28 protein-coding genes are annotated in these 17,756 nt (G+C 57.1%); 24 read left to right on the top strand and 4 right to left on the bottom strand.

The genetic code is table 11. From position 1 onward, the window contains the following. The first annotated feature begins 3 nt into the window (after window positions 1-3). From QZ534_RS16560 to QZ534_RS16540, 5 genes are read left to right on the top strand one after another with little or no spacing between them, the layout of a single operon-like run. Window positions 4-288, top strand: a complete 285-nt coding sequence (locus tag QZ534_RS16560) for a phage tail assembly protein (protein WP_296936012.1) — start codon at window positions 4-6, stop codon at window positions 286-288. Between the two features lie 23 nt (window positions 289-311). Then, window positions 312-428 carry a GpE family phage tail protein gene (locus QZ534_RS16555; RefSeq protein ID WP_108019142.1) on the top strand — a complete coding sequence of 39 codons (117 nt, stop codon included), beginning with the start codon at window positions 312-314 and terminating at the stop codon, window positions 426-428. Continuing rightward, window positions 428-2,533, top strand: coding sequence for a hypothetical protein (locus QZ534_RS16550; protein ID WP_296936011.1), 2,106 nt, complete (start codon window positions 428-430; stop codon window positions 2,531-2,533). The genes QZ534_RS16555 and QZ534_RS16550 overlap by 1 nt, the downstream gene beginning before the upstream one ends. A 6-nt stretch (window positions 2,534-2,539) precedes the next feature. Then, entirely contained in the window at window positions 2,540-3,016 is a 477-nt protein-coding gene (locus QZ534_RS16545) for a phage tail protein (protein WP_296936010.1), read from the top strand. After that, window positions 3,016-3,999: a contractile injection system protein, VgrG/Pvc8 family gene (locus tag QZ534_RS16540; RefSeq protein WP_296936008.1), complete on the top strand. Its 984-nt coding sequence runs from the start codon at window positions 3,016-3,018 to the stop codon at window positions 3,997-3,999. The genes QZ534_RS16545 and QZ534_RS16540 overlap by 1 nt, the downstream gene beginning before the upstream one ends. 16 nt (window positions 4,000-4,015) lie before the next feature. On the opposite strand, the gene QZ534_RS16535 is transcribed toward QZ534_RS16540, so the two are convergent. The 3 genes from QZ534_RS16535 to QZ534_RS16525 form a co-directional block, all read right to left on the bottom strand. Beyond that, window positions 4,016-5,050: a hypothetical protein gene (locus QZ534_RS16535; protein ID WP_296936007.1), complete on the bottom strand. Its 1,035-nt coding sequence runs from the start codon at window positions 5,048-5,050 to the stop codon at window positions 4,016-4,018. A 91-nt stretch (window positions 5,051-5,141) separates the two neighbouring features. Continuing rightward, window positions 5,142-6,074, bottom strand: coding sequence for a WYL domain-containing protein (locus QZ534_RS16530; RefSeq protein ID WP_296936005.1), 933 nt, complete (start codon window positions 6,072-6,074; stop codon window positions 5,142-5,144). A gap of 27 nt (window positions 6,075-6,101) precedes the next feature. Continuing rightward, window positions 6,102-6,779 carry a LexA family transcriptional regulator gene (locus QZ534_RS16525; RefSeq protein WP_199453351.1) on the bottom strand — a complete coding sequence of 226 codons (678 nt, stop codon included), beginning with the start codon at window positions 6,777-6,779 and terminating at the stop codon, window positions 6,102-6,104. Window positions 6,780-6,867: 88 nt separating this feature from the next. Here QZ534_RS16525 and QZ534_RS16520 point away from each other — a divergent pair, with 88 nt between their 5' ends. The 19 genes from QZ534_RS16520 to QZ534_RS16430 all read left to right on the top strand — a co-directional run bounded on the left by QZ534_RS16520 (window position 6,868) and on the right by QZ534_RS16430 (window position 16,612). Next, window positions 6,868-7,071: a hypothetical protein gene (locus tag QZ534_RS16520; protein WP_108019135.1), complete on the top strand. Its 204-nt coding sequence runs from the start codon at window positions 6,868-6,870 to the stop codon at window positions 7,069-7,071. Between the two features lie 20 nt (window positions 7,072-7,091). After that, entirely contained in the window at window positions 7,092-7,313 is a 222-nt protein-coding gene (locus QZ534_RS16515) for a hypothetical protein (RefSeq protein WP_108019134.1), read from the top strand. A 12-nt stretch (window positions 7,314-7,325) separates the two neighbouring features. Next, window positions 7,326-7,514, top strand: a complete 189-nt coding sequence (locus QZ534_RS16510; RefSeq protein ID WP_113878899.1) for a hypothetical protein — start codon at window positions 7,326-7,328, stop codon at window positions 7,512-7,514. After that, window positions 7,511-8,041 carry an ogr/Delta-like zinc finger family protein gene (locus QZ534_RS16505; RefSeq protein WP_199453353.1) on the top strand — a complete coding sequence of 177 codons (531 nt, stop codon included), beginning with the start codon at window positions 7,511-7,513 and terminating at the stop codon, window positions 8,039-8,041. The genes QZ534_RS16510 and QZ534_RS16505 overlap by 4 nt, the downstream gene beginning before the upstream one ends. Further along, window positions 8,038-8,370 carry a hypothetical protein gene (locus QZ534_RS16500; protein WP_296935998.1) on the top strand — a complete coding sequence of 111 codons (333 nt, stop codon included), beginning with the start codon at window positions 8,038-8,040 and terminating at the stop codon, window positions 8,368-8,370. Before QZ534_RS16505 ends, QZ534_RS16500 begins: the two co-directional genes overlap by 4 nt. Window positions 8,371-8,385: 15 nt before the next feature. Continuing rightward, window positions 8,386-11,094, top strand: a complete 2,709-nt coding sequence (locus tag QZ534_RS16495; RefSeq protein WP_296935996.1) for a toprim domain-containing protein — start codon at window positions 8,386-8,388, stop codon at window positions 11,092-11,094. A 10-nt stretch (window positions 11,095-11,104) separates the two neighbouring features. After that, on the top strand, window positions 11,105-11,398 hold the full coding sequence (locus QZ534_RS16490) for a phage antirepressor KilAC domain-containing protein (RefSeq protein ID WP_296935994.1): 294 nt from the start codon (window positions 11,105-11,107) through the stop codon (window positions 11,396-11,398). A gap of 74 nt (window positions 11,399-11,472) precedes the next feature. After that, the gene (locus tag QZ534_RS16485) at window positions 11,473-11,700 is read left to right on the top strand and encodes a hypothetical protein (RefSeq protein ID WP_296935992.1); all 228 of its coding nucleotides are present in this window, start codon (window positions 11,473-11,475) and stop codon (window positions 11,698-11,700) included. Then, window positions 11,693-11,908: a TraR/DksA family transcriptional regulator gene (locus QZ534_RS16480; protein ID WP_296935991.1), complete on the top strand. Its 216-nt coding sequence runs from the start codon at window positions 11,693-11,695 to the stop codon at window positions 11,906-11,908. Before QZ534_RS16485 ends, QZ534_RS16480 begins: the two co-directional genes overlap by 8 nt. A 29-nt stretch (window positions 11,909-11,937) precedes the next feature. Continuing rightward, window positions 11,938-12,312, top strand: a complete 375-nt coding sequence (locus QZ534_RS16475) for a hypothetical protein (protein WP_296935990.1) — start codon at window positions 11,938-11,940, stop codon at window positions 12,310-12,312. Continuing rightward, window positions 12,309-12,629, top strand: a complete 321-nt coding sequence (locus QZ534_RS16470; protein WP_296935989.1) for a hypothetical protein — start codon at window positions 12,309-12,311, stop codon at window positions 12,627-12,629. Before QZ534_RS16475 ends, QZ534_RS16470 begins: the two co-directional genes overlap by 4 nt. Continuing rightward, window positions 12,622-13,227: a hypothetical protein gene (locus QZ534_RS16465; RefSeq protein WP_296935988.1), complete on the top strand. Its 606-nt coding sequence runs from the start codon at window positions 12,622-12,624 to the stop codon at window positions 13,225-13,227. Before QZ534_RS16470 ends, QZ534_RS16465 begins: the two co-directional genes overlap by 8 nt. Further along, window positions 13,224-13,646, top strand: a complete 423-nt coding sequence (locus QZ534_RS16460; RefSeq protein WP_296935986.1) for a hypothetical protein — start codon at window positions 13,224-13,226, stop codon at window positions 13,644-13,646. The genes QZ534_RS16465 and QZ534_RS16460 overlap by 4 nt, the downstream gene beginning before the upstream one ends. Further along, window positions 13,643-13,804 (top strand): hypothetical protein, encoded by a 162-nt coding sequence (locus QZ534_RS16455; protein ID WP_296935983.1) that lies wholly within the window; start codon window positions 13,643-13,645, stop codon window positions 13,802-13,804. Before QZ534_RS16460 ends, QZ534_RS16455 begins: the two co-directional genes overlap by 4 nt. Next, complete coding sequence (locus QZ534_RS16450; protein ID WP_296935981.1) at window positions 13,804-14,361, top strand: hypothetical protein; 558 nt, start codon at window positions 13,804-13,806, stop codon at window positions 14,359-14,361. Before QZ534_RS16455 ends, QZ534_RS16450 begins: the two co-directional genes overlap by 1 nt. Then, complete coding sequence (locus QZ534_RS16445) at window positions 14,354-14,530, top strand: hypothetical protein (RefSeq protein ID WP_296935979.1); 177 nt, start codon at window positions 14,354-14,356, stop codon at window positions 14,528-14,530. The genes QZ534_RS16450 and QZ534_RS16445 overlap by 8 nt, the downstream gene beginning before the upstream one ends. Then, window positions 14,523-14,834 (top strand): hypothetical protein, encoded by a 312-nt coding sequence (locus QZ534_RS16440; protein WP_296935977.1) that lies wholly within the window; start codon window positions 14,523-14,525, stop codon window positions 14,832-14,834. The genes QZ534_RS16445 and QZ534_RS16440 overlap by 8 nt, the downstream gene beginning before the upstream one ends. A 2-nt stretch (window positions 14,835-14,836) precedes the next feature. After that, window positions 14,837-15,106: a hypothetical protein gene (locus tag QZ534_RS16435; protein ID WP_296935975.1), complete on the top strand. Its 270-nt coding sequence runs from the start codon at window positions 14,837-14,839 to the stop codon at window positions 15,104-15,106. Window positions 15,107-15,376: 270 nt separating this feature from the next. Continuing rightward, the gene (locus tag QZ534_RS16430) at window positions 15,377-16,612 is read left to right on the top strand and encodes an integrase arm-type DNA-binding domain-containing protein (protein WP_199453309.1); all 1,236 of its coding nucleotides are present in this window, start codon (window positions 15,377-15,379) and stop codon (window positions 16,610-16,612) included. A 640-nt stretch (window positions 16,613-17,252) separates the two neighbouring features. Here the strand turns inward: QZ534_RS16430 and QZ534_RS16425 are convergent. After that, a partial coding sequence (locus QZ534_RS16425) for a phage portal protein (protein ID WP_296935970.1) occupies window positions 17,253-17,756 on the bottom strand: 504 nt, incomplete at its 5' end.

Below are 17,756 nucleotides of genomic sequence, written 5' to 3'. Positions count from 1 at the left end.
TTCATGAGTAAGCCCGTAACTGCAACCGTCGAGCTGGATACCCCGATCAAGCGCAACCAGGAGGAGGTGTCCAAGCTCACCCTCCGCAAGCCGGCCTCTGGCGAACTGCGGGGTCTGTCCCTGGCAGATCTGATCAACATGGACGTAGACAGCATCACCAAGGTGCTACCGCGTATCAGCAACCCCACCCTCACCGAACAGGAAGTGCGGGAGATGGACCCGGCCGATCTGGCCGCCTGCGGTACCGAGATCGCTGGTTTTTTGCTGCCGAAGCGGTTGAAGGGGTAATCCCGCACCGCGTAGATGAAGCCATGGCTGACATCGCCGCCATCTTCCATTGGCGGCCGTCAGACATGAACGACATGCCCCTTTCTGAACTCATGGAGTGGCGGGAACACGCCCGCAGGCGAAGCTCGACGGAGGAGTAATGGCCAAGAACCTCGACCTGCAGGTGGTACTCGCCGCCAGAGACAAGCTCACCAAACCCCTCAAGAAGATCGACGCAACCACTACCGGTACCGCCCGGGCGCTGAAACAGGCCCAGGCGGAAACCAAGCAGTTGCAGAACTCACAACGCGACATCTCGTCCTTCCGCCGGATGGACGATGCCCTGGGCAAGAACTCTAAAGCCCTGGCTGAATCACAGGAGCGCGTTCGCCGCCTGGGCCACGAACTCCGAACAACCAGCAAGCCCACCGCCAAACTTCGGAACGAGTACAACAAGGCCCGGCAGGAGGTGGAGAAATTCACCCGCAAGGGACAGGACCAGCGGAAGGAACTGGGCAAAGTCCGCAAGCGGCTGAGCGATGCCGGCGTGGACGTTCGCAACTTATCCGGCGAGCAACGGCGCCTGGCCGATCAGATGCAGACAACCAACAACCGAATCCAGCGCCAGAGGAAGTACCTGGATCAGCTGGGCAAGGCCGACATATCCGGAAAGTTCAGCAACATGACCGGTGAAGTAGGCCGGTTCGGCCGCCGCACAGCTCTGGCAACTTCAGTTGCTGCTGCTAGCATCTTCGGTATTGCCAACTCTACCGCCACCCTGGGCGACCAGGTAGCCAAGACGGGCGACAAAATCGGTATCGCCCTTGGCCCCTTCCAGGAACTACGCTACGCCGCTGAGCGATCCGGCGTGTCTACCGAGAAATTCGATTCCAGTCTGGAACGGTTCATCAAGCGAATGGGCGAAGCCACCCAAGGCACCGGCGCTGCCCGCAACGCCTACGAAGAGTTGGGGTTGTCCGCTGAAGAGCTGGCCAAGCTGACCCCAGAACAAAGCCTGGAAGTAGTGGCCGATCGGCTATCCTCCGTGGAGAACCAGTCACAGCGAGTAGCCATCGCCGCTCAACTGTTCGGGCGCGAAGGTGTGGCCATGGTCAACATGCTGAAGGATGGCAGTTCAGGCCTTCAGGCATTGAGACGCGATGCCCGAGCCACGGGCTATGTGCTTAGCGAACAGGCCGCCCGAGACGCGGAAGCCTTCAAGGATGCAATGCTGGACGCCCAGTTGGGCATGGCTGGAATGAAGAACACCATCGGCGCCGAACTGATGCCCGCGATCACCGATATGATGGGCGATCTGTCCTCCTGGATGCGAGAGAACCGGGACCAGATAAGCGCTTTCGCCTCCAACTTCGGTACCAAGCTCAAGAACGCCATCCCGGTGCTGCGTGACATCGCCGTAGGAGCAGCCTCCACCGCCAAAACCCTCGGCATGATCACCAGCAACCTGGCTGCCATGGTCGGCGGGTTTGATAACCTGGGGATGATCCTGGCCGTGGTTCTTGCCATGAAGCCCATCATGGCCATCCTCGCCTTCGGCAAGGCCATTTTCATGGCCACCAGTGCAGTCGTCGGCCTGGCCGGCGGTTTACCGGCCGTTGCAGCTGGCATCAAAGCGATCGGAGTAGCCCTTACCGCCAACCCCATCGGTCTGATCATCGCCGCGATCGCCGGCGCCGGTTACCTGATCTACAAGAACTGGGGCGCCATCATGGACTTCTTCAAGAGCCTGCCAGCCAAGTTCTCCGGCTTTGGCTCCATGATCATGGACGGTCTGGTGGGTGGCTTGTTGGGCGGCCTGAAAAAGGTGAAAGACACCATCGTGAACGCAGGCCAGAAAACCATCGGCTGGTTTAAGGGCGTTCTCGGGATCAAGTCACCGTCCCGGGTATTCATGAGCGCTGGCCAGGACACCCTCGAGGGATACCGGAAAGGTATCCAGAAACAGGAACCGGCGGCACTGAAGCAAGTCAGCGGGTTCGGCAAGCGAGTGCGCAGTGTAGGTGCCGGCATTGCCATTGGCGCGTCCGCCCTGCCCGCTGCGGCCGGCGTCCAGTTCGACAACCGCCCACCGATCGCCACCGGCACGCCTTCTGCAGCCACTGCTGGCGATAGCGTAACGATCAATGTCTATGCAGCACCAGGGCAAAGCGAACGAGAGATAGCGGCCCAGGTTGATCGGATCCTGCAGGATCGCGAACGCCGTATAGCCACCCGTGCCCGCAGTGCACTGTATGACAGGGAGTAATCCGCCATGATGATGACCCTCGGAATGTTCGTCTTCGAAGTGCAGTCCCTGCCCTATCAGCAGCTGCAGCGCAGCACCCAGTGGCGGCACCCCAGCCAAAGCCGCGTTGGTCAGCGCCCCGCTTACCAATACCTGGGCCCGGGTGAGGACACTATCACTCTCAGTGGCACCCTTTACCCGGAGATCACCGGCGGCCGCGTAACTCTGGACGACGTGCGCATCATGGCCGACGAAGGCAAGGCATGGCCCCTGATTGAAGGCTCTGGCCGGGTGTTCGGATTCTGGTGTGTCACTGGCGTTGAAGAAACCAGCACCGTGTTCTTCTCCGATGGGGTACCCCGCAAGATCGACTTCACCATCAACCTGGTGCGGGTAGACGAGGACGACTTTCAGGCCTTCCGCGACCGTGCCGCCACCAGCCGGGATGCCGCGATCGGGCTCGGGCTTTACCAGCCCAGGCGCAATAGTGGAGGCATCGCCTGATGCAGCACCGAGCCCCTGATTATCGATTGGTGGTAAACGGCCGCAACATCACTCCAACGGTGAACGGCAGGCTGATAGACCTTACCCTGGATGAAACACCAGGGGATGAGGCTGACACACTGTCCCTCACCCTCAGCGACCACGACAACGCCCTGGAGATCCCGCCCAAGGGCGCTGAGATCCAACTGGCTATTGGGTGGAGAGGCCAGCCGCTATTCGAGAAGGGCCTGTTCATCGTCGACGAGGCTTCCTACAGCTGGGCACCCAATGTACTGAACATCACCGCCCGCAGCGCCGACATGCGCAACGGCCTGCCCACACGCCGAACCCGCAGCTGGGACCAGGTAACCCTAAGCGATCTGGTAACCACCATCGCCCGGGAAAACGAGCTGGAGCCCGTAATCGGCGGCAGCCTGGCTTCGATCAGCATCGAACACCTGGACCAGACCGACGAATCCGATCTGAATCTGCTCACTCGCCTGGGAGAACGCCACGACGCGATCGCCACAGTTAAGGCCGGCCGGCTGCTATTCACTCCTCGAGGAGAAGCGGCCACCGCCGGCGGTACCGCCCTGCCCTCCATAACCGTAAGGCCTCGCAGCGGCGACAGCGGTACCTACCGCGAAACCGATCGCGACGGCTACACCGGTGTCATCGCTTTCTGGGACGATGTCGACGCCGGCCAGCAGGTTCAAGTGCAGGTGGGCACGGAAGAACGGGTGAAACGCCTGCGAGGCACCTATGCCAATGAGAGCGAGGCAAAGGCCGCTGCTCAGGCAGAGCTACGCAGGCTAAACCGTGGGGAGGCTGAGCTATCGATAACGCTGGCCACAGGTAGGCCGGATGTTGGGCCGGAGTGGCGACTACAGGCGGAAGGATTCAAGCGGCAGATCAACGGGCGGGAATGGGTGGTAACCAGGGCCAGTCACAATCTGAGTGATGGCGGCCTGGTTACGAGTTTAGAAGCGGAGACGCTTCAATGAATTTTGACTGGAAAGGCTAAGAGTTGGCGGCTTCAGATTCCGGTCGGATGTCTTCCTGCACGCTAATGAACTGAGAGTGCACCACATCGTCACTCTCCATTAAGGCGTGATGCTTGATTTTTACCGCTGAATGGTCTTTCCATGCTTTCAGGAGAGCATCAATTTCTGCCCCTTTGATGAGGTTCTTGTCAGCCTTCACTGTAAAGCTGTTGTCTTCCCGGTCGACCCGAACCACCTGAATGCTGATATATTCTTCCCCGTTTTTCAGGCCATCAACCATAACTTCGCTGACAATTTCTTCCCTTTCGCGCCGCACACTTTCGCTGGATGTAAGGAATTCTCTTTCCATGGACGATAGCGTTTTACCGGCGAACGAAATCTCACTGGCATCTGGCACCTTTTTGGCAACTGACCGGTATGCCTCATTGCTATGTTCCAGGAAACGCTGCGCTCTGGGCGCATCAGTTTTTTCTACCAATTCAATGGCCATCTCCTTCATTTGAGACAGCGCGTTACTCTGGCGTTCAGTCTCTTGCTCCTCTCGATGTTTTTCCTTGTCAGCGTCGACCTTTCCAGTCCACGCAGTAATACCCTTGGAGATCAGGTACGTACCGGATGCACCGACAATTAAGGCGATGACAACAGCGAGCTGGTATTCGGGAGGCATGCTACTCACCACTTCAAATGTGTTATCAAGAACTTGGTTTATGTAGTCAGAAATATCAATTTCACCGTCCGAAGATCCTTCGGAAATCTGGAAAACTAATTCAAGCTCTTTTTTTTCTGCGTTGGTCAATCGTTGCAGATTGGGAGAACCATACTTGATTTGAGCATAAGCACGGTAGAACTCTGTCTGGAAATCTAGGAACCCCTGCAGCAGACCTGGTGTCAGACTGGAGTGATATCTTGCCCCATCGACGACGATCGATACGGTAGGCCAACCTTCGAACTTCCAATCACTGAATTCCGGAAGATCGACCTGCTGGTTAACGATATTTTGAACCAGCTCATAAAACTGCTCTTCTGATTGAATTGAAACAGCTGAAGGCACTAAAACGCTCCTTTGTAATTTGAATTAACTTCCCTAATCAGTGAATGCAGATCGACGAACGCACAGAGATAACGCTGCAAATGATCCGCCACTAAAAAAGAGTTTCACCTGTATCGGCAAAACAAACGAAATCCATGCGATCAGACCGGAATGTCCGGAACGCTCTCCGCGATTGGCAGATACCCTTCAGATAAGACACGCCGTTCTTCTTTGTCATGGCGCGGAATTCAACCTCTCGATCCGAGGTATCACCGTTCGAGTCTGTGTATGCGAACGCCAGAATATCTCCCACTTCTGGTTTTCGCTGAGCGGTAACTGATGGCCTGGAAGCAACCTTCGAGCGCTTCGGTTTATGTGTCGATTTTGCTGCTGGCTTCTTCGGTAACGATTTTTTCTTTGGTTCCGGCTTGGCCGGTCGCGCGATCGGCCGATCGCAGATCTCGCTCAGGATCGCTTTTATTTCCTCAGCTTCTTCATTATCCAGTACGCCATCATCCAGGCTGGCGATTAGCACCTGGTGCAGTTCCCGGCAGGCGGGATCAAAGTCTAGGATTTCCTGCTTATCCAGCAGGTTTAAAAGCAGCTCAGCCTCGCGCTGGTCAACAACATCATCCGCCAGGATAAGTTCAGCCGTATCACGCAGCGAGAATGTCAGTCCCCCCCGACCCTTCGGCTCAGATTCTTTTTCGGTACCGGTGCCTGCGGGTTGCGTCTTGTGCTCTTGTTTTCTGGCTTTAGCCGTTCTCAGCTTCACCGGTGCGGTCCAAGTCTGCGTTGTTCGGTATTCAGCCAGGAAGAAAACAGCCAGTATCAACGAGCCAATCAACACATGAACAAAGGTGGCAGGTTCTTCCTTACCAGGAACAACTGGAAGAGCTGCAATGACACCTAACAGCGGGCCGAAAATGGCGCCAAGCCCGTGTCCAACCCAACGCTTTCCGCCCTTAGAGACTGTATACCGGCAAATGAGTCGCCAACTCATAATCATGTATGCCAGTAACATCAGTACAACTGCCAAGTCCATGCACCACTCCCTTTATCTCAGCTTCCCTCAAAACACCCGGCCCGCGCGCCAGTAGCACAGCCCGACGATCTCAATATTCCCGAAGTTCTCCGGATGAATAGTTTCAGGTTGATACAGCGCATTATCACTGGACACCCGCAGACTGCCATCAGCCATGGTCTGCAAACGCTTTATTCGGAGTGCATCCCCAATCCGAATAGCAAAAACACCATCGGGCTTCTTCCTGGAACAATCGATCAGGACTGTATCGCCATCAGAAAGTGTGCCGTCCATCGAATCTCCAGAGACTCGAATAGAAGCCAGGTCTTTTGCATGAAGACCCTCACGGGCGAGCCAGTCATTGCGAAATTTGATGTAGCTAATCACTCGCTCATGACTGAAGAAGGAGCCATTGCCAGCGCTTGCTTCCACGTCATAAAGCGGTACTTCGGTGTACTCAACATCTTGAGCGACTGGAAAACTGTCAACCTGACCGTCTGAGTCTCGGCCAATAATCAGCCAATCGAGACTAATACCTTTATCCATAGCGAGCTGGACACACTGATCGTATGGAACCGTCCCTCGCTTGCGCCAGTTATGAACACTTGCCTGCTTAATATCGAAATATGCCGCGACATCCTTGTCCATCGTGACACCAAGAACACTTTTCATTCGGCTTAATATACGTTCAGCCAAAAGACTTTTATCAGTCAGATAGTTTTCCATAGTTAAATTTCATCCGTCATTTGGTTGATTGTTTATCCAAATGGCGTTTATCCTTCTGTGTAATTCAGCGTTACACAGAGGATACACCATGCAAGGTGCAAAAAAACCCAGTCCCAGCCACCGCGCACCCGTCGGTGTTTTAACTGCGAAGCCGATCGCGCTTCGCCTTCTCACGGAAGAACGTTCCGCCCTGGAGCAGGCCGCCCTGGCGGAAGGCCGTTCCCTGGCATCCCAGGCCCGCATCTTCTTTCTGCAAGGCCTGAATGACTACCAGCGCAAAACGTCTGCCTGAAGCACTGAAGGAGTAGCCGCATGTATCAGGACCCCAAACGCATCCGCAAACACCGTGTGAGCCTCAATCTGGACGACTACGAGGCCGCCGTGATCAACGCACTGGTGGATTACACCGGTACCGACAGAGCCAGCCTGCTACGCCAGATGCTGATCGCTCAGGCTGAGGCGGCACTTCTGCCCACGTCTCCAAGCATGGCCGGTGGTGCGCCACTTTCCGAGGCCCACATTCGCACCATTTGAGGTCCTCAAACGATGCCGGAAATCACCCTGGAACTGACGGACCAACAGGCCGAACTGCTGGACACCATTCGAAAACAGCAGGGCCTGGAAACCATGGATCAGGCCGCAGAGTGGCTGATCAAACAACGCATGCGAGGAGCCAGCCTGAAGTTGACCGGCAGAAACCGGGCGCTTCATGCCGTAGGAGGCCCCAGAAAGTGAAGCTCAACCAGATAACCCGCAATTACCTGACCATCGGCTGCCCGGCTTGCGGCGAATCCTGTTCGATCCAGTCCAGCAGGGCGATCCAGCAGAAGGGCAAAGATGCCTTCGTTCAGTGCCGCAACATCGAATGCGGATACCGCGGCTCCGTGGAGGTCTCCTATGGGCCGGTGCTGCAGGCCAAGAACCCGAGCACCCCAGATGCTGAAAACCAGCAGCGGCTCCAGTCCGGAGTCCGGAACAACTTCCTCCGGATACTCTGCCCCCACTGCGCCGGTGTCTGCCGAGTTCGCACCAGCGTGCAGATGATCTCGGCACAGCGGCAGCTTTACGTGTTCTGCCAGGACGCGGACCACTGCGGATACAAAGGCGTGGTGTTCCTCACCCATACCGATCGGCTGTCTCTCGACCCAGACGGCAATGTCCGCCAGATCCCCCTCGCTCCAGAAGTCCGCGAGCAATGCCAGCAGGAAATGGAGCTGGCCTACGAGAAGTACTCACCTAAAAAGAAGGACGCAACGCGATGAACGCAGTAGCCCAAAGCATGACTGACGCCGCCTATTCCCAGCTTCTGGCCCTTCGCAAAGGCAGCACAGATGCCCGGGAATGCATCGAAATGACCGTCGATAGCCTGATGGAGGAATACCAGTGCTCCCGCCGCCGGGCGTCCCTGCTGGTTATTCGTGCCTGGCACGATCTGGAAGGCACCAAACAGCCGAAGGCCTATGTCGACGTGAGTCTCACTACCGGCAACACGGTGGTGGTTCACGACCAGTCTGGCCGCACCAGCATCTTCTCGGTTCAGGAGCTGCTGAAGCTCAGGGACCAGGCCACAGCAATCCATCTCCCCGCCTGATCCGGAGCGCTCCGAATGCAAGACCAACTACGGGCCGACATCCTGTACCGGCTCCAGAGCGACTTTGACGGAGTAGAACGGGGCTCATTCCTCCGCCGCCTACGCTGCCCTTCATGCGGAAAGCGCGAGGCCTTCGTGGGAACCGAGACCCCATGGATGGTGAAGTGTGGCCGCGAGAGCAAGTGCGGCGAGCAGCACCACGTCAAGGAGCTGTTCCCGGATCTGTTCGACAGCTGGACGGAGCGCTACGGCCGCCAGGATCGCAAGCCTGGCGAAAAGGAAACCGGTACCGAAGTGGCGGACGCCTACATGGTGCATGGCCGTGGCTTTGATCTGGCCAAAGTCCGGGGCTGGTACACCCAGGAGCAATACTGGGACCGAGACCGGAATATCGGTTCCGCCACTGTTCGCTTCAAGATCAACGATCGGGGCGACTACTGGGAGCGGCTGATCGACAAACCACACCGCTTCGGCAAGAAAAAGGCACATTTCAACTACGGCAGTAAAACCAAGGGCCTGGCCTGGGTACCGCCCGGGCTGGATCTGGCTCAGGGCAAAGAGCTCTGGATCGTGGAAGGCATCTTCGATGCTACCGCGTTATACCACGCCGGTATCGCTGCTGTGGCTGCCTTCAGCTGCAACAACTACCCGGATACCTTCCTGGCCGAACTGCAGAAGGCCCGGGAGGAAGCCGGCGAGGAACTGCCCCGCCTGATCTGGGCCATGGACGGCGACGAAGCCGGCGTTCGCTACATCCGCAAGTTCGCCAACATCGCCCGGTCACAGGGCTGGAAGGTTGGCGCCGCTGTTATCCCCCAGGAAGGCAAGCACAAGCGCGACTGGAACGATGCCTGGCAGCGCTGCGAGCTGATCAACGAGGACGGCGAGCCCACCACCAAGGAGTTTCTGTACCAGGGCGACCTGGTGATTGCCCGCAGCGCCCAGGAAAAAGCGAACCGGATGTATAGCCACACCGGGCGCAATGAATTCCCGTTCGGTTTCAACAACCGGCTGTTCTGGTTCAAGTTGAACATGGAGGAATTCCACAGGGCCATGCGGGACCTGGAGGACAGCGACGAGCCGCTGACAGACCGCCAGATGGTCGACCGGGCCCTGGAACAATGCAACGCCGTGGTGGAAATCGCCAACTGCTACCCCACCGCCCTGTACTACCTGGCCAACAAAGTCACGGACGAGTCCTGGTACTACTACCGCGTGGACTTCCCCCACGACGGCCGGCCCGTGAAGAACACCTTCAGCGGTGGCCAGCTGGCCAGCGCCAGCGAGTTCAAAAAGCGCCTGCTGGGTATCGCCCCCGGTGCCGTGTGGACCGGCTCGAGCCAGCAGCTGGACCGTCTGCTGAAACAGCAGATCAGCGGCATCAAAACCGTTGAGACCATCGATTTCATCGGCTACAGCAAAGAGCACGAGACTTGGGTGTTCCCGGAACTAGCCGTGCACGCCGGACAGATCCACGAGCTCAACAACGAGGACTACTACGACATCGGCCGCATGAGCGTGAAGACGCTCTCCGAGTCGGTTTCTCTCTCCATCAATAAAGATCGAGGCGACTACCAACGCGGATGGGCCCGGGATCTGGCCGAGTGTTTCGGCCCGAAAGGTGTGATTGCCCTGGCCTACTGGCTGGGCAGCCTGTTCGCCGAGCAGATCCGGAAGGAACACAAGAGCTTCCCGTTCATTGAGATCGTCGGTGAGGCGGGCTCCGGTAAATCCACCCTCATCGAGTTCCTGTGGAAGCTTGTAGGCCGGCAGGATTACGAGGGCTTCGACCCGAGCAAGGCCACCCTCGCCGCCCGGGCACGGAACTTTGCCCAGGTATCCAACCTGCCGGTGGTGTTGATCGAGTCCGATCGGGACCAGGAAGCCGGCGCCAAGCAGAAGCAGTTCGACTGGGACGAGCTGAAAACCGCCTACAACGGCCGCAGCGTGCGCAGCCGTGGCCAGAAGAACGGCGGCAACGACACCTACGAGCCGCCCTTCCGTGGCGCCATCGTGATCAGCCAGAACGCCCAGGTGAACGCCAGCGATGCGGTGCTACAGCGAATCGTTCACGTGAGCGTTACCCGCGAAAACCACAACGAGACCACCAAAGCACTCGCCGAGAAGTTGGAGCGGTGGCCCATGAACCAGGTCTCTGGCTTTGCCCTGCATGCCACCACATCGGAATCACAGATCATGCGCCTGGTGTGCGAGCGGGCGCCCCTGTACGAAAAGGCCCTAGCTGAACTTCCGGAAATCCGCATTCACCGGATTGCCAAGAACCACGGCCAGATGACCGCCCTGATCGATTGCCTGGGCCCTGAAGGGCTGAATCTTCTGCCCGAATCTTACCTGGAACCGGCCCGGGAAATGATCATCGACATGGCCAAGGAGCGCCAAACCTCCGTTAACGCTGACCACCCGATGGTGCAGGAATTCTGGGAGGCCTACGACTTCATCGAGGGCCTGAACGGCACCCCAACCCTGAATCACTACGGCGAGAACGAGAAGTTGATCGCCGTGAACCTGAAGCACTTCGAGCAAGTGTGCGCCGAGAACAAGCTCCGCATTCCAGCCATTTCTGAACTGAAACGGCACCTGAAAACCAGCCGGAGCCGCAAGTTCATAGACAGCAGCCGGACCGTGCGTTCGGCCATCCGTGAAAGCCTCAACTCGTCAGCCAGCCAGTCAGTCCGGTGCTGGATCTTCGAGAAAGAAGTGTAAGGAGGACGCCGTGGAATACACCTTCGACCAAGCCGCCGCCCTGCTGAACATGGGCCGCAACACACTGATTCGCCGCCTGCGCGAGGAAGGAATGCTGGGCAAAGACAACCTGCCAACGAGCCGCTGGCGTGGCCGGGGTGTGTTCCGCGTGATCACCAAGATGTACCGCCATCCAGTGGCCGGCTACATCCACTACGGCCGCACCGTCATCACTGTGAAAGGCCTGAATGCCGTAAGCCGGAAACTCGGCCTCGCCCAACACCAGCCGGAAGGCACCCGGAACACGGCGAGCTGGGTGAACTGACCCTTCAGGGGTTGCACTTTGAAAACACGTGATAGGACTGGGGTTACCCATTCTTCAAAAGACAGGAGAGCAGTATGGAACACGCAATCACAACACAGACCACCCCGGAAGCCCGCCTGCATGACGTTGGCGAACTCACCGTGATCAACGAAGACCACGGCCGCTGCCACCACCGCGTGGCCATGGTCTTGATCTTCGACTCCATCGAGGAAGCCGCCGCATGCATGGAAGCCGGCCTGGTGCGACTGGTACCGGCCAACGATCTGAACCCCGAAGCCACGGAGCACCTGAACCATGGATAAAGCCGATATCGCTGGCGACTACATAGAACAGTCAATCGAGCTGGCCCTGGAGAACCAGCGCAACCGGACAACCGCCACCAGCGACGACCCTTACTGCGAGGAATGCGGTGTCGAGATCCCGGCCAAACGGCGGGAAGCGCTGCCCGGATGCCCCACCTGCGTGGAGTGCCAGCAGCTGCTGGAAGCGAAGACCAGGAACTACCGATAAAGACAGGCCGGAAAGGCCGAGGAGAAATAATGAAAATGCTGACGCTAACCGAAGAAGAAATGATCGAAAACCTGCACTTGGCCACGGAGGAAGTGCTGCTGCAGTGCATGGTGCTGAACCGCCGCGGCATTGTTCAGGCTCACCTGAATATTCACGGCCATACGCAAAGCACCGATATCAGAATTATGCCGGCCAATACTGAATGGAGGGACGGCATTGAGTTGCCGGACAAGCTGGCCGAGATCGATATCAGACTGACTTTTTACGACTGGCTCAATAAGAACGAGATGAACGACGAATACCTGGCCCGCATGGCCAGTCTGGAACAATTCATCCGCTACCTGGATCACCTGATAGCACTGAACAAGCCCATCGAAGTCGAGCTGAAGGAGAAGGCGGCATGAGCATGCAAACAGTCACCAAGCAGGAGTTTGAAGAGGGGCTGCGGGAAGACGGTACCTGCCAACAGCGTCTGCATCGCCATTCGGTCTGCGTTATCGAAAAGGACATGCACAGAATGATCGGTGCGAGCGTCGCCGATTGTGAAGCGACACTCGACGGACTGCTTCGCCACTACCAGGCAGACGCGCTTCGCCGAATCACTGGTGTTCTTCAGCTGATGAATGAGCGCGGAGTTGAGAAAAGGAGCCACCGACAAGCGATCGCGAGGGCTGCGCGGGCTGTGATCAAGAATCTTGCGGAGGTCCCAAGCGATGAGTAGGAAACGAAACCGCAGAAAGAACCACAGCGCGATCGCCAGAGACCAGCGCCTGTTCGCCAACTCCCGGGTGTGGACCTGGGAGGGCCTGACCAGTCCGGTGGATAACAAACAATACACCACGGCTGAGCGGTGGTCCCCGTTTGGCTGGATCACAATGGGCGAAGACCTCGCCCACCACCTGGTGAATCGCCCCCGCAACTGGTTCGTCGGAGTCCGGGCCCTGTGCCGGGCGCAGGACGGCAAAAGCTGGATGGAAAGCCGCCTGTTCGACCTGCCCAGCTACAACATCCAGCAGGTGGAGAACCTGTACCACGAGCTCCGGGCCGATGCGCTCAACGCCCAACGCACCGACCAGGTGTATGACCTGGGCTGGATCTGCCAGACCTGGCACGGCAAGAAACCCGAGGATCCGCTGGAACTCTGGCACTACCAGTACGCGCCGGCCGAAATCATTCGCCAGGTCACCGACAACCAAAAAATCATCACCCGCATGGCCGGACCGGGTTTCAGCCAGGAGCGATACGACCGGTGGCAGCAGGTTAACCGAGATTACCTGGAAGACCGCAAGCGGGTTTTGGAACAGGAGAACGCAGCGTGAAAGAAGCAATGATCGACATGATGTTCGAAAACAACATCCGGGCAGAAGCCATCATCCACATCCCCACCATGCTGGCCCAGGATGCCTGGCCAGACATTGCCCGGGAAGCTTTCATGGAATACGAGCCAGACCGGATCTGGGAAGAGATCGGCATCGAGCCGCCCTACGACCTGGACGACGAAGGCCTGATCTTCGAGCACCTCACCGACAACCGGAAGTTCGGCTACCTGGTCAAGTTCGCCACGCCGGTACCACAAGATATCACGGCTGATTCCCACCGCCTGTCCTGGGGCTACTACAGCATGAAGTGGATCTATGCCGAGAGCTACGAGCAGGCCTGCGAAAAGGCGCTGGACTGGCGCCAGGAGTTCATCGATCGGAGACGGAAGAAGGCGCTAGCAGAAGGAGGTGATCAATGATCGATATCAGCAAAGCGATTGATCCAGAGGAGCTTCCACTTTGTCCTCTGTGTGACCAGCCGATCATGAGAGGTGAACTGGTCGATATTGGAACGGCAGCTGGCTCTGTCGCCCTGGTACATGAGGATTGCGCGAACCAGCTGAAGGAGTGCGAGTGATGAAGGTAGAGCTATCAACGGTTCAAAAGCTGAATCTGACCGAATTAATGGGCGAACCACACAAGCTGGATCCTGTGTCAGTGATCCTCGAGAACTTCGAGCCAGGCAAAGGCAAGATCATCATTGAATGCTATGGCCAGTCGTGGAGCGCATATTGGGGTGGAATGGGTGCAAAGGATATAGCAACTTTCTTTTGCCGATGCGATGAACACTACATCGCTGGCAAGCTTAGCTCGATCAGAGGTGGCATTGACGATTATGAGGCCTTGGCCTCAAAGGCTCAGTCGGAAGTCTGTCAAATGCGCCGGGATCAGGAGATTAATCAGCAGGAGGCCCGGGAACTTTTCGACGCCGCTGGCCGGCTGTCCAATGCCGAGTCTGCCCATGACCTTGATGATAAAGCCATGATTGAAATCTTCGGCCCCGAATGGTGGTACGCCATTCCAGAAAAGCCAAACCCGGATTACCAGTACCTATGCCGCATCATCAGGGCGGTTCAGGCAGGGATTAAGAAAGTCGGCCTGAACAAGGTAACGGAGGAACCGCTCAATGAGTGAATTCAAGCGGATGGTAAATGGTGCCGCTCTGGCTTTCGGTATCGGGTTCTGGTTCGCCGCCGGCGCGACACTTGGAGTGACCACGATGGCAGGGTTCGCTGGTTTTGGTGTCGACTACATCATGATCGTGGACCAGCCAGAGGAGTGTGAAGGGGGGCCATGTGGATAACGTCAAAGGCGGTCACCTGGCCCGATCGGCAGCCATGCTCTGCCAGAACCCAGAGTTCCGGCGCTACCTCGACAGGGCTCAGAGCCACAAAGGCGGCGTTCACATTCCGGATGGTACCCACTCGGAGGAAGACGCCCGGGACCTGATCCTGACCGCCTGCAACATCAGCAGCCGCGCCGAGCTGGACCACAACGTTCAGGCCGCCACCCGGTTCCGGCAGATCAAAGCACACTATCAGCGCTGGCTCGGACGGCAAAAACGGCGCGAAGGAAACCAGCAACACGAAAGCAAGACAGGAGCCTGATCATGATGCAAACAGAGACCAGCAAGCGGGAGGCGCCACCGGTCAAGCGGTTCGATCCGAAGTACGTTCAGGTCTCACGGAAGGAGGCGGCCGCGATCATTGGCAGAAGCCCCACCGAATTCGACCGTCTGCGGAAGCGTGACGACCGCTGTCCGAAGGGACACAAGGCCGGAAATGGCCGCATGGCACGGGTTATGTTCCGGCTATCGGATGTTTATCGGTACAGTGAACAGCTGATTGAAGACGCCGAGCAGGAGGACGACAGGAGCTAGCTTCGTGTACACCTATTTGTATACCTGAGCCAAAACCCACTGTAACCACATGTTTTTATTGGCTCCGAAAACTCCCTCATCAGGAGCTAGAGAGGCTAACCGAGTGTAACCGTACTTGGCTAGAACTCTCGTTGAAAGCTCGTTAGGGCTGGTATAGTGTTCACCTGATTTAACCAGGCGTCACCGTGCCAGCCCCTTTTTTTATGTATACCCCTTTGTATACCTGGCCCCGCCTTGTAGACCTGTGCTCAAACTACACCGGATCAATGCATGAAACGGTCACAGATCAAGCGACGGCCGCTCGCCGATACAGTTCTGGACAACCTGGAGCCTGAAAGCAAGGACTATCGCGAAAAAGACAGTCCTGGCCTGTATTTCCGGGTGAAATCCAACGGTACCAAGTCCTGGAACCTCAGATACAAACGTCCGAACGGTAAATGGGCATGGCTTGGACTGGGATCTTACCCGAATGTTTCCGGCGAGGCAGCCCGGGAAAAGGCTTACGCTCTGCAGAAGAAAGCGGCCAGCGGTGTCGACTTGAAAGAATACAGCGAGGGCAAACGCTCAAAACCGCTGTTCCGAGAGGTCGCCGAGGACTGGTACCGGCGCAAATCCGGCGATGATCTCGCACCGAAGACTCTGAGACTGATGCGGGATGCCCTGGACAATGACATCCTGCCGATTCTCGGCGACTACAAGATAGACACTGTGACGCGAGCTCAGTGCACCAAGGTCCAGTCACGCATCGAGGAACGAAAGGCCTTCGAAATAGCGAAGAAGGTCCGGAGCTGGCTGAACCAGATCTTCAAACTGGCGATCGCCCACGGCCACCGGGAATTCAACCCGGCCGGTGAACTGGGCGAGGTTGCCCGCAAGGCGCCACCGACAAAACACCACCCTTTCCTGCTGGAGCCAGAGCTCCCCGCTTTTCTGAACAGCCTCCACCGATCCAACAGCACGTTCAACACCAGAGTTGGTTTGTGGATGCTGCTGTTAACAGCGAGTAGACCAGGCATGGTTCGGCATGCCGAATGGCCTGAAATCGATCTGGACGAAGCGTTATGGACTATTCCAGGAACTAAAATGAAAAAGGACCTGGACATCGTCATAAGCTTGCCGACTCAACTCGTGCGATGGCTTGAGCTCTTATCTGACGTGACAGGCAATTGCCGCTGGCTGTTCCCTGGTAGCCGAGATTCACGCCGACCGATCAGCCACACCTCGTTCAACATGGCGCTGAACCTGATGGGATATAAGGGAAAGCTGGTCGGCCACGGAGCTCGACACACGGCCTCAACGCTGCTGCGCGATCACGGTTGGCGAAAGGACTTTGTCGAACGCCAGCTGGCGCACGTTGAGGGTGGTGTCTCTGGTGTTTACAACAAAGCCGAGTACCTTCGGCAACGGCGGCAGATGATGCAGTGGTACGCCGATTACCTCCACGCTCTGGCCGATGGCACCGCCCAGGAGAAACAGGACGACTTCTCCGTGCGTATTCTCCGCTGATACGATCTCTCCTCACATTCACGCCTGCAGACCAGCTCCGTTTATTGCCTGAACTCTGTTTATAAAAGAGCGGCGATTTTGAGTGATATACGCGCGTGTGTGCGTGCGCGTTGGGCGGGCTGGCTCAGAATGCAGGAGGGCTTCGGAAAAGTGTAACAACTGTAATAAGTGTAATATTTGCTTATAGCTATCTGATTTTATTGATAATTACTTGTTACATTTTTGAAGGTAAAAACGTAACGTTGTTACACTTTCTACCTGTAACAAATAGCTATCATCTACCCTAATAAAATCAACGATGTAGCATTTCCGTTACGTTTTGTTGCACTTTAGGTGTAACAGGATTTTTCTATATATATCAGTTACCTGAAAGCCATTTTCAGCCCCTGTTACGTTGTTACACTTTTCCGAAGCCCCCCCTACTTCTCAGGACCCGGCAGACCATCAATCAATGACTTACAGCTCATGCAGCGTTTGGAATTCCGGGCCGTTGAAAAACCTCGGTACCAAGAGCGCGCAGGCGGGGCGGGGTGACCGCGAGCGTCGGGTGTGGGCACCGCGCCCCGGGGGTGGCCTATCTCGGGCACAAAAAAAGACCACCCGAAGGTGGCCAAACGCTGACGCAGTCGTCGAAAGAGGTTCAGGCGGTGGGCTCGCCCAGGCTGTACGGCCGGAAGCGGATCACTTCCTTGCCCACGATGTCGTTCATTTCCAGCAACCGCTCCTGGAGTGGCTCCAGTTCATTGGCGGCGAAGACTCGGGCGGCTTTTTCCGAATCGCCAAAGCCGCTGGTGTTGGTGGGAATGATGCCCATGAGCTGGGGCGGCACGCGGTGGCCGGCCAGCTGGTCGTCACGGGTGGCGTTCTTGATGTTCCAGAATTCATCCTTGGCAGCGACCTCGCTCACCGGGATAACCTGGAGGCCTTCCTTCTTGCCGTTGGGCGCGTACATGAACAGATTCTTGAAGTTGCCAGGGCCCTTACTTTCCCTGAGCGCTTTCCGGAGCTCGTCGATGTCCTCCTGGTTCTGAGCTGCATCAGTCATGTACATGATGAACCCGGCGTGGCTTCCGTTCTGGTAGTACTTCCGGCGAAATAGCGTGGCGCTTTCGTTCAGCCAGGCAGACTGCAGGGATCCAATGTA

The organism is uncultured Marinobacter sp. (assembly GCF_913055835.1).
Taxonomy (GTDB): Bacteria; Pseudomonadota; Gammaproteobacteria; order Pseudomonadales; family Oleiphilaceae; genus Marinobacter.
This window is presented reverse-complemented; position numbering and strand designations above follow the sequence as displayed.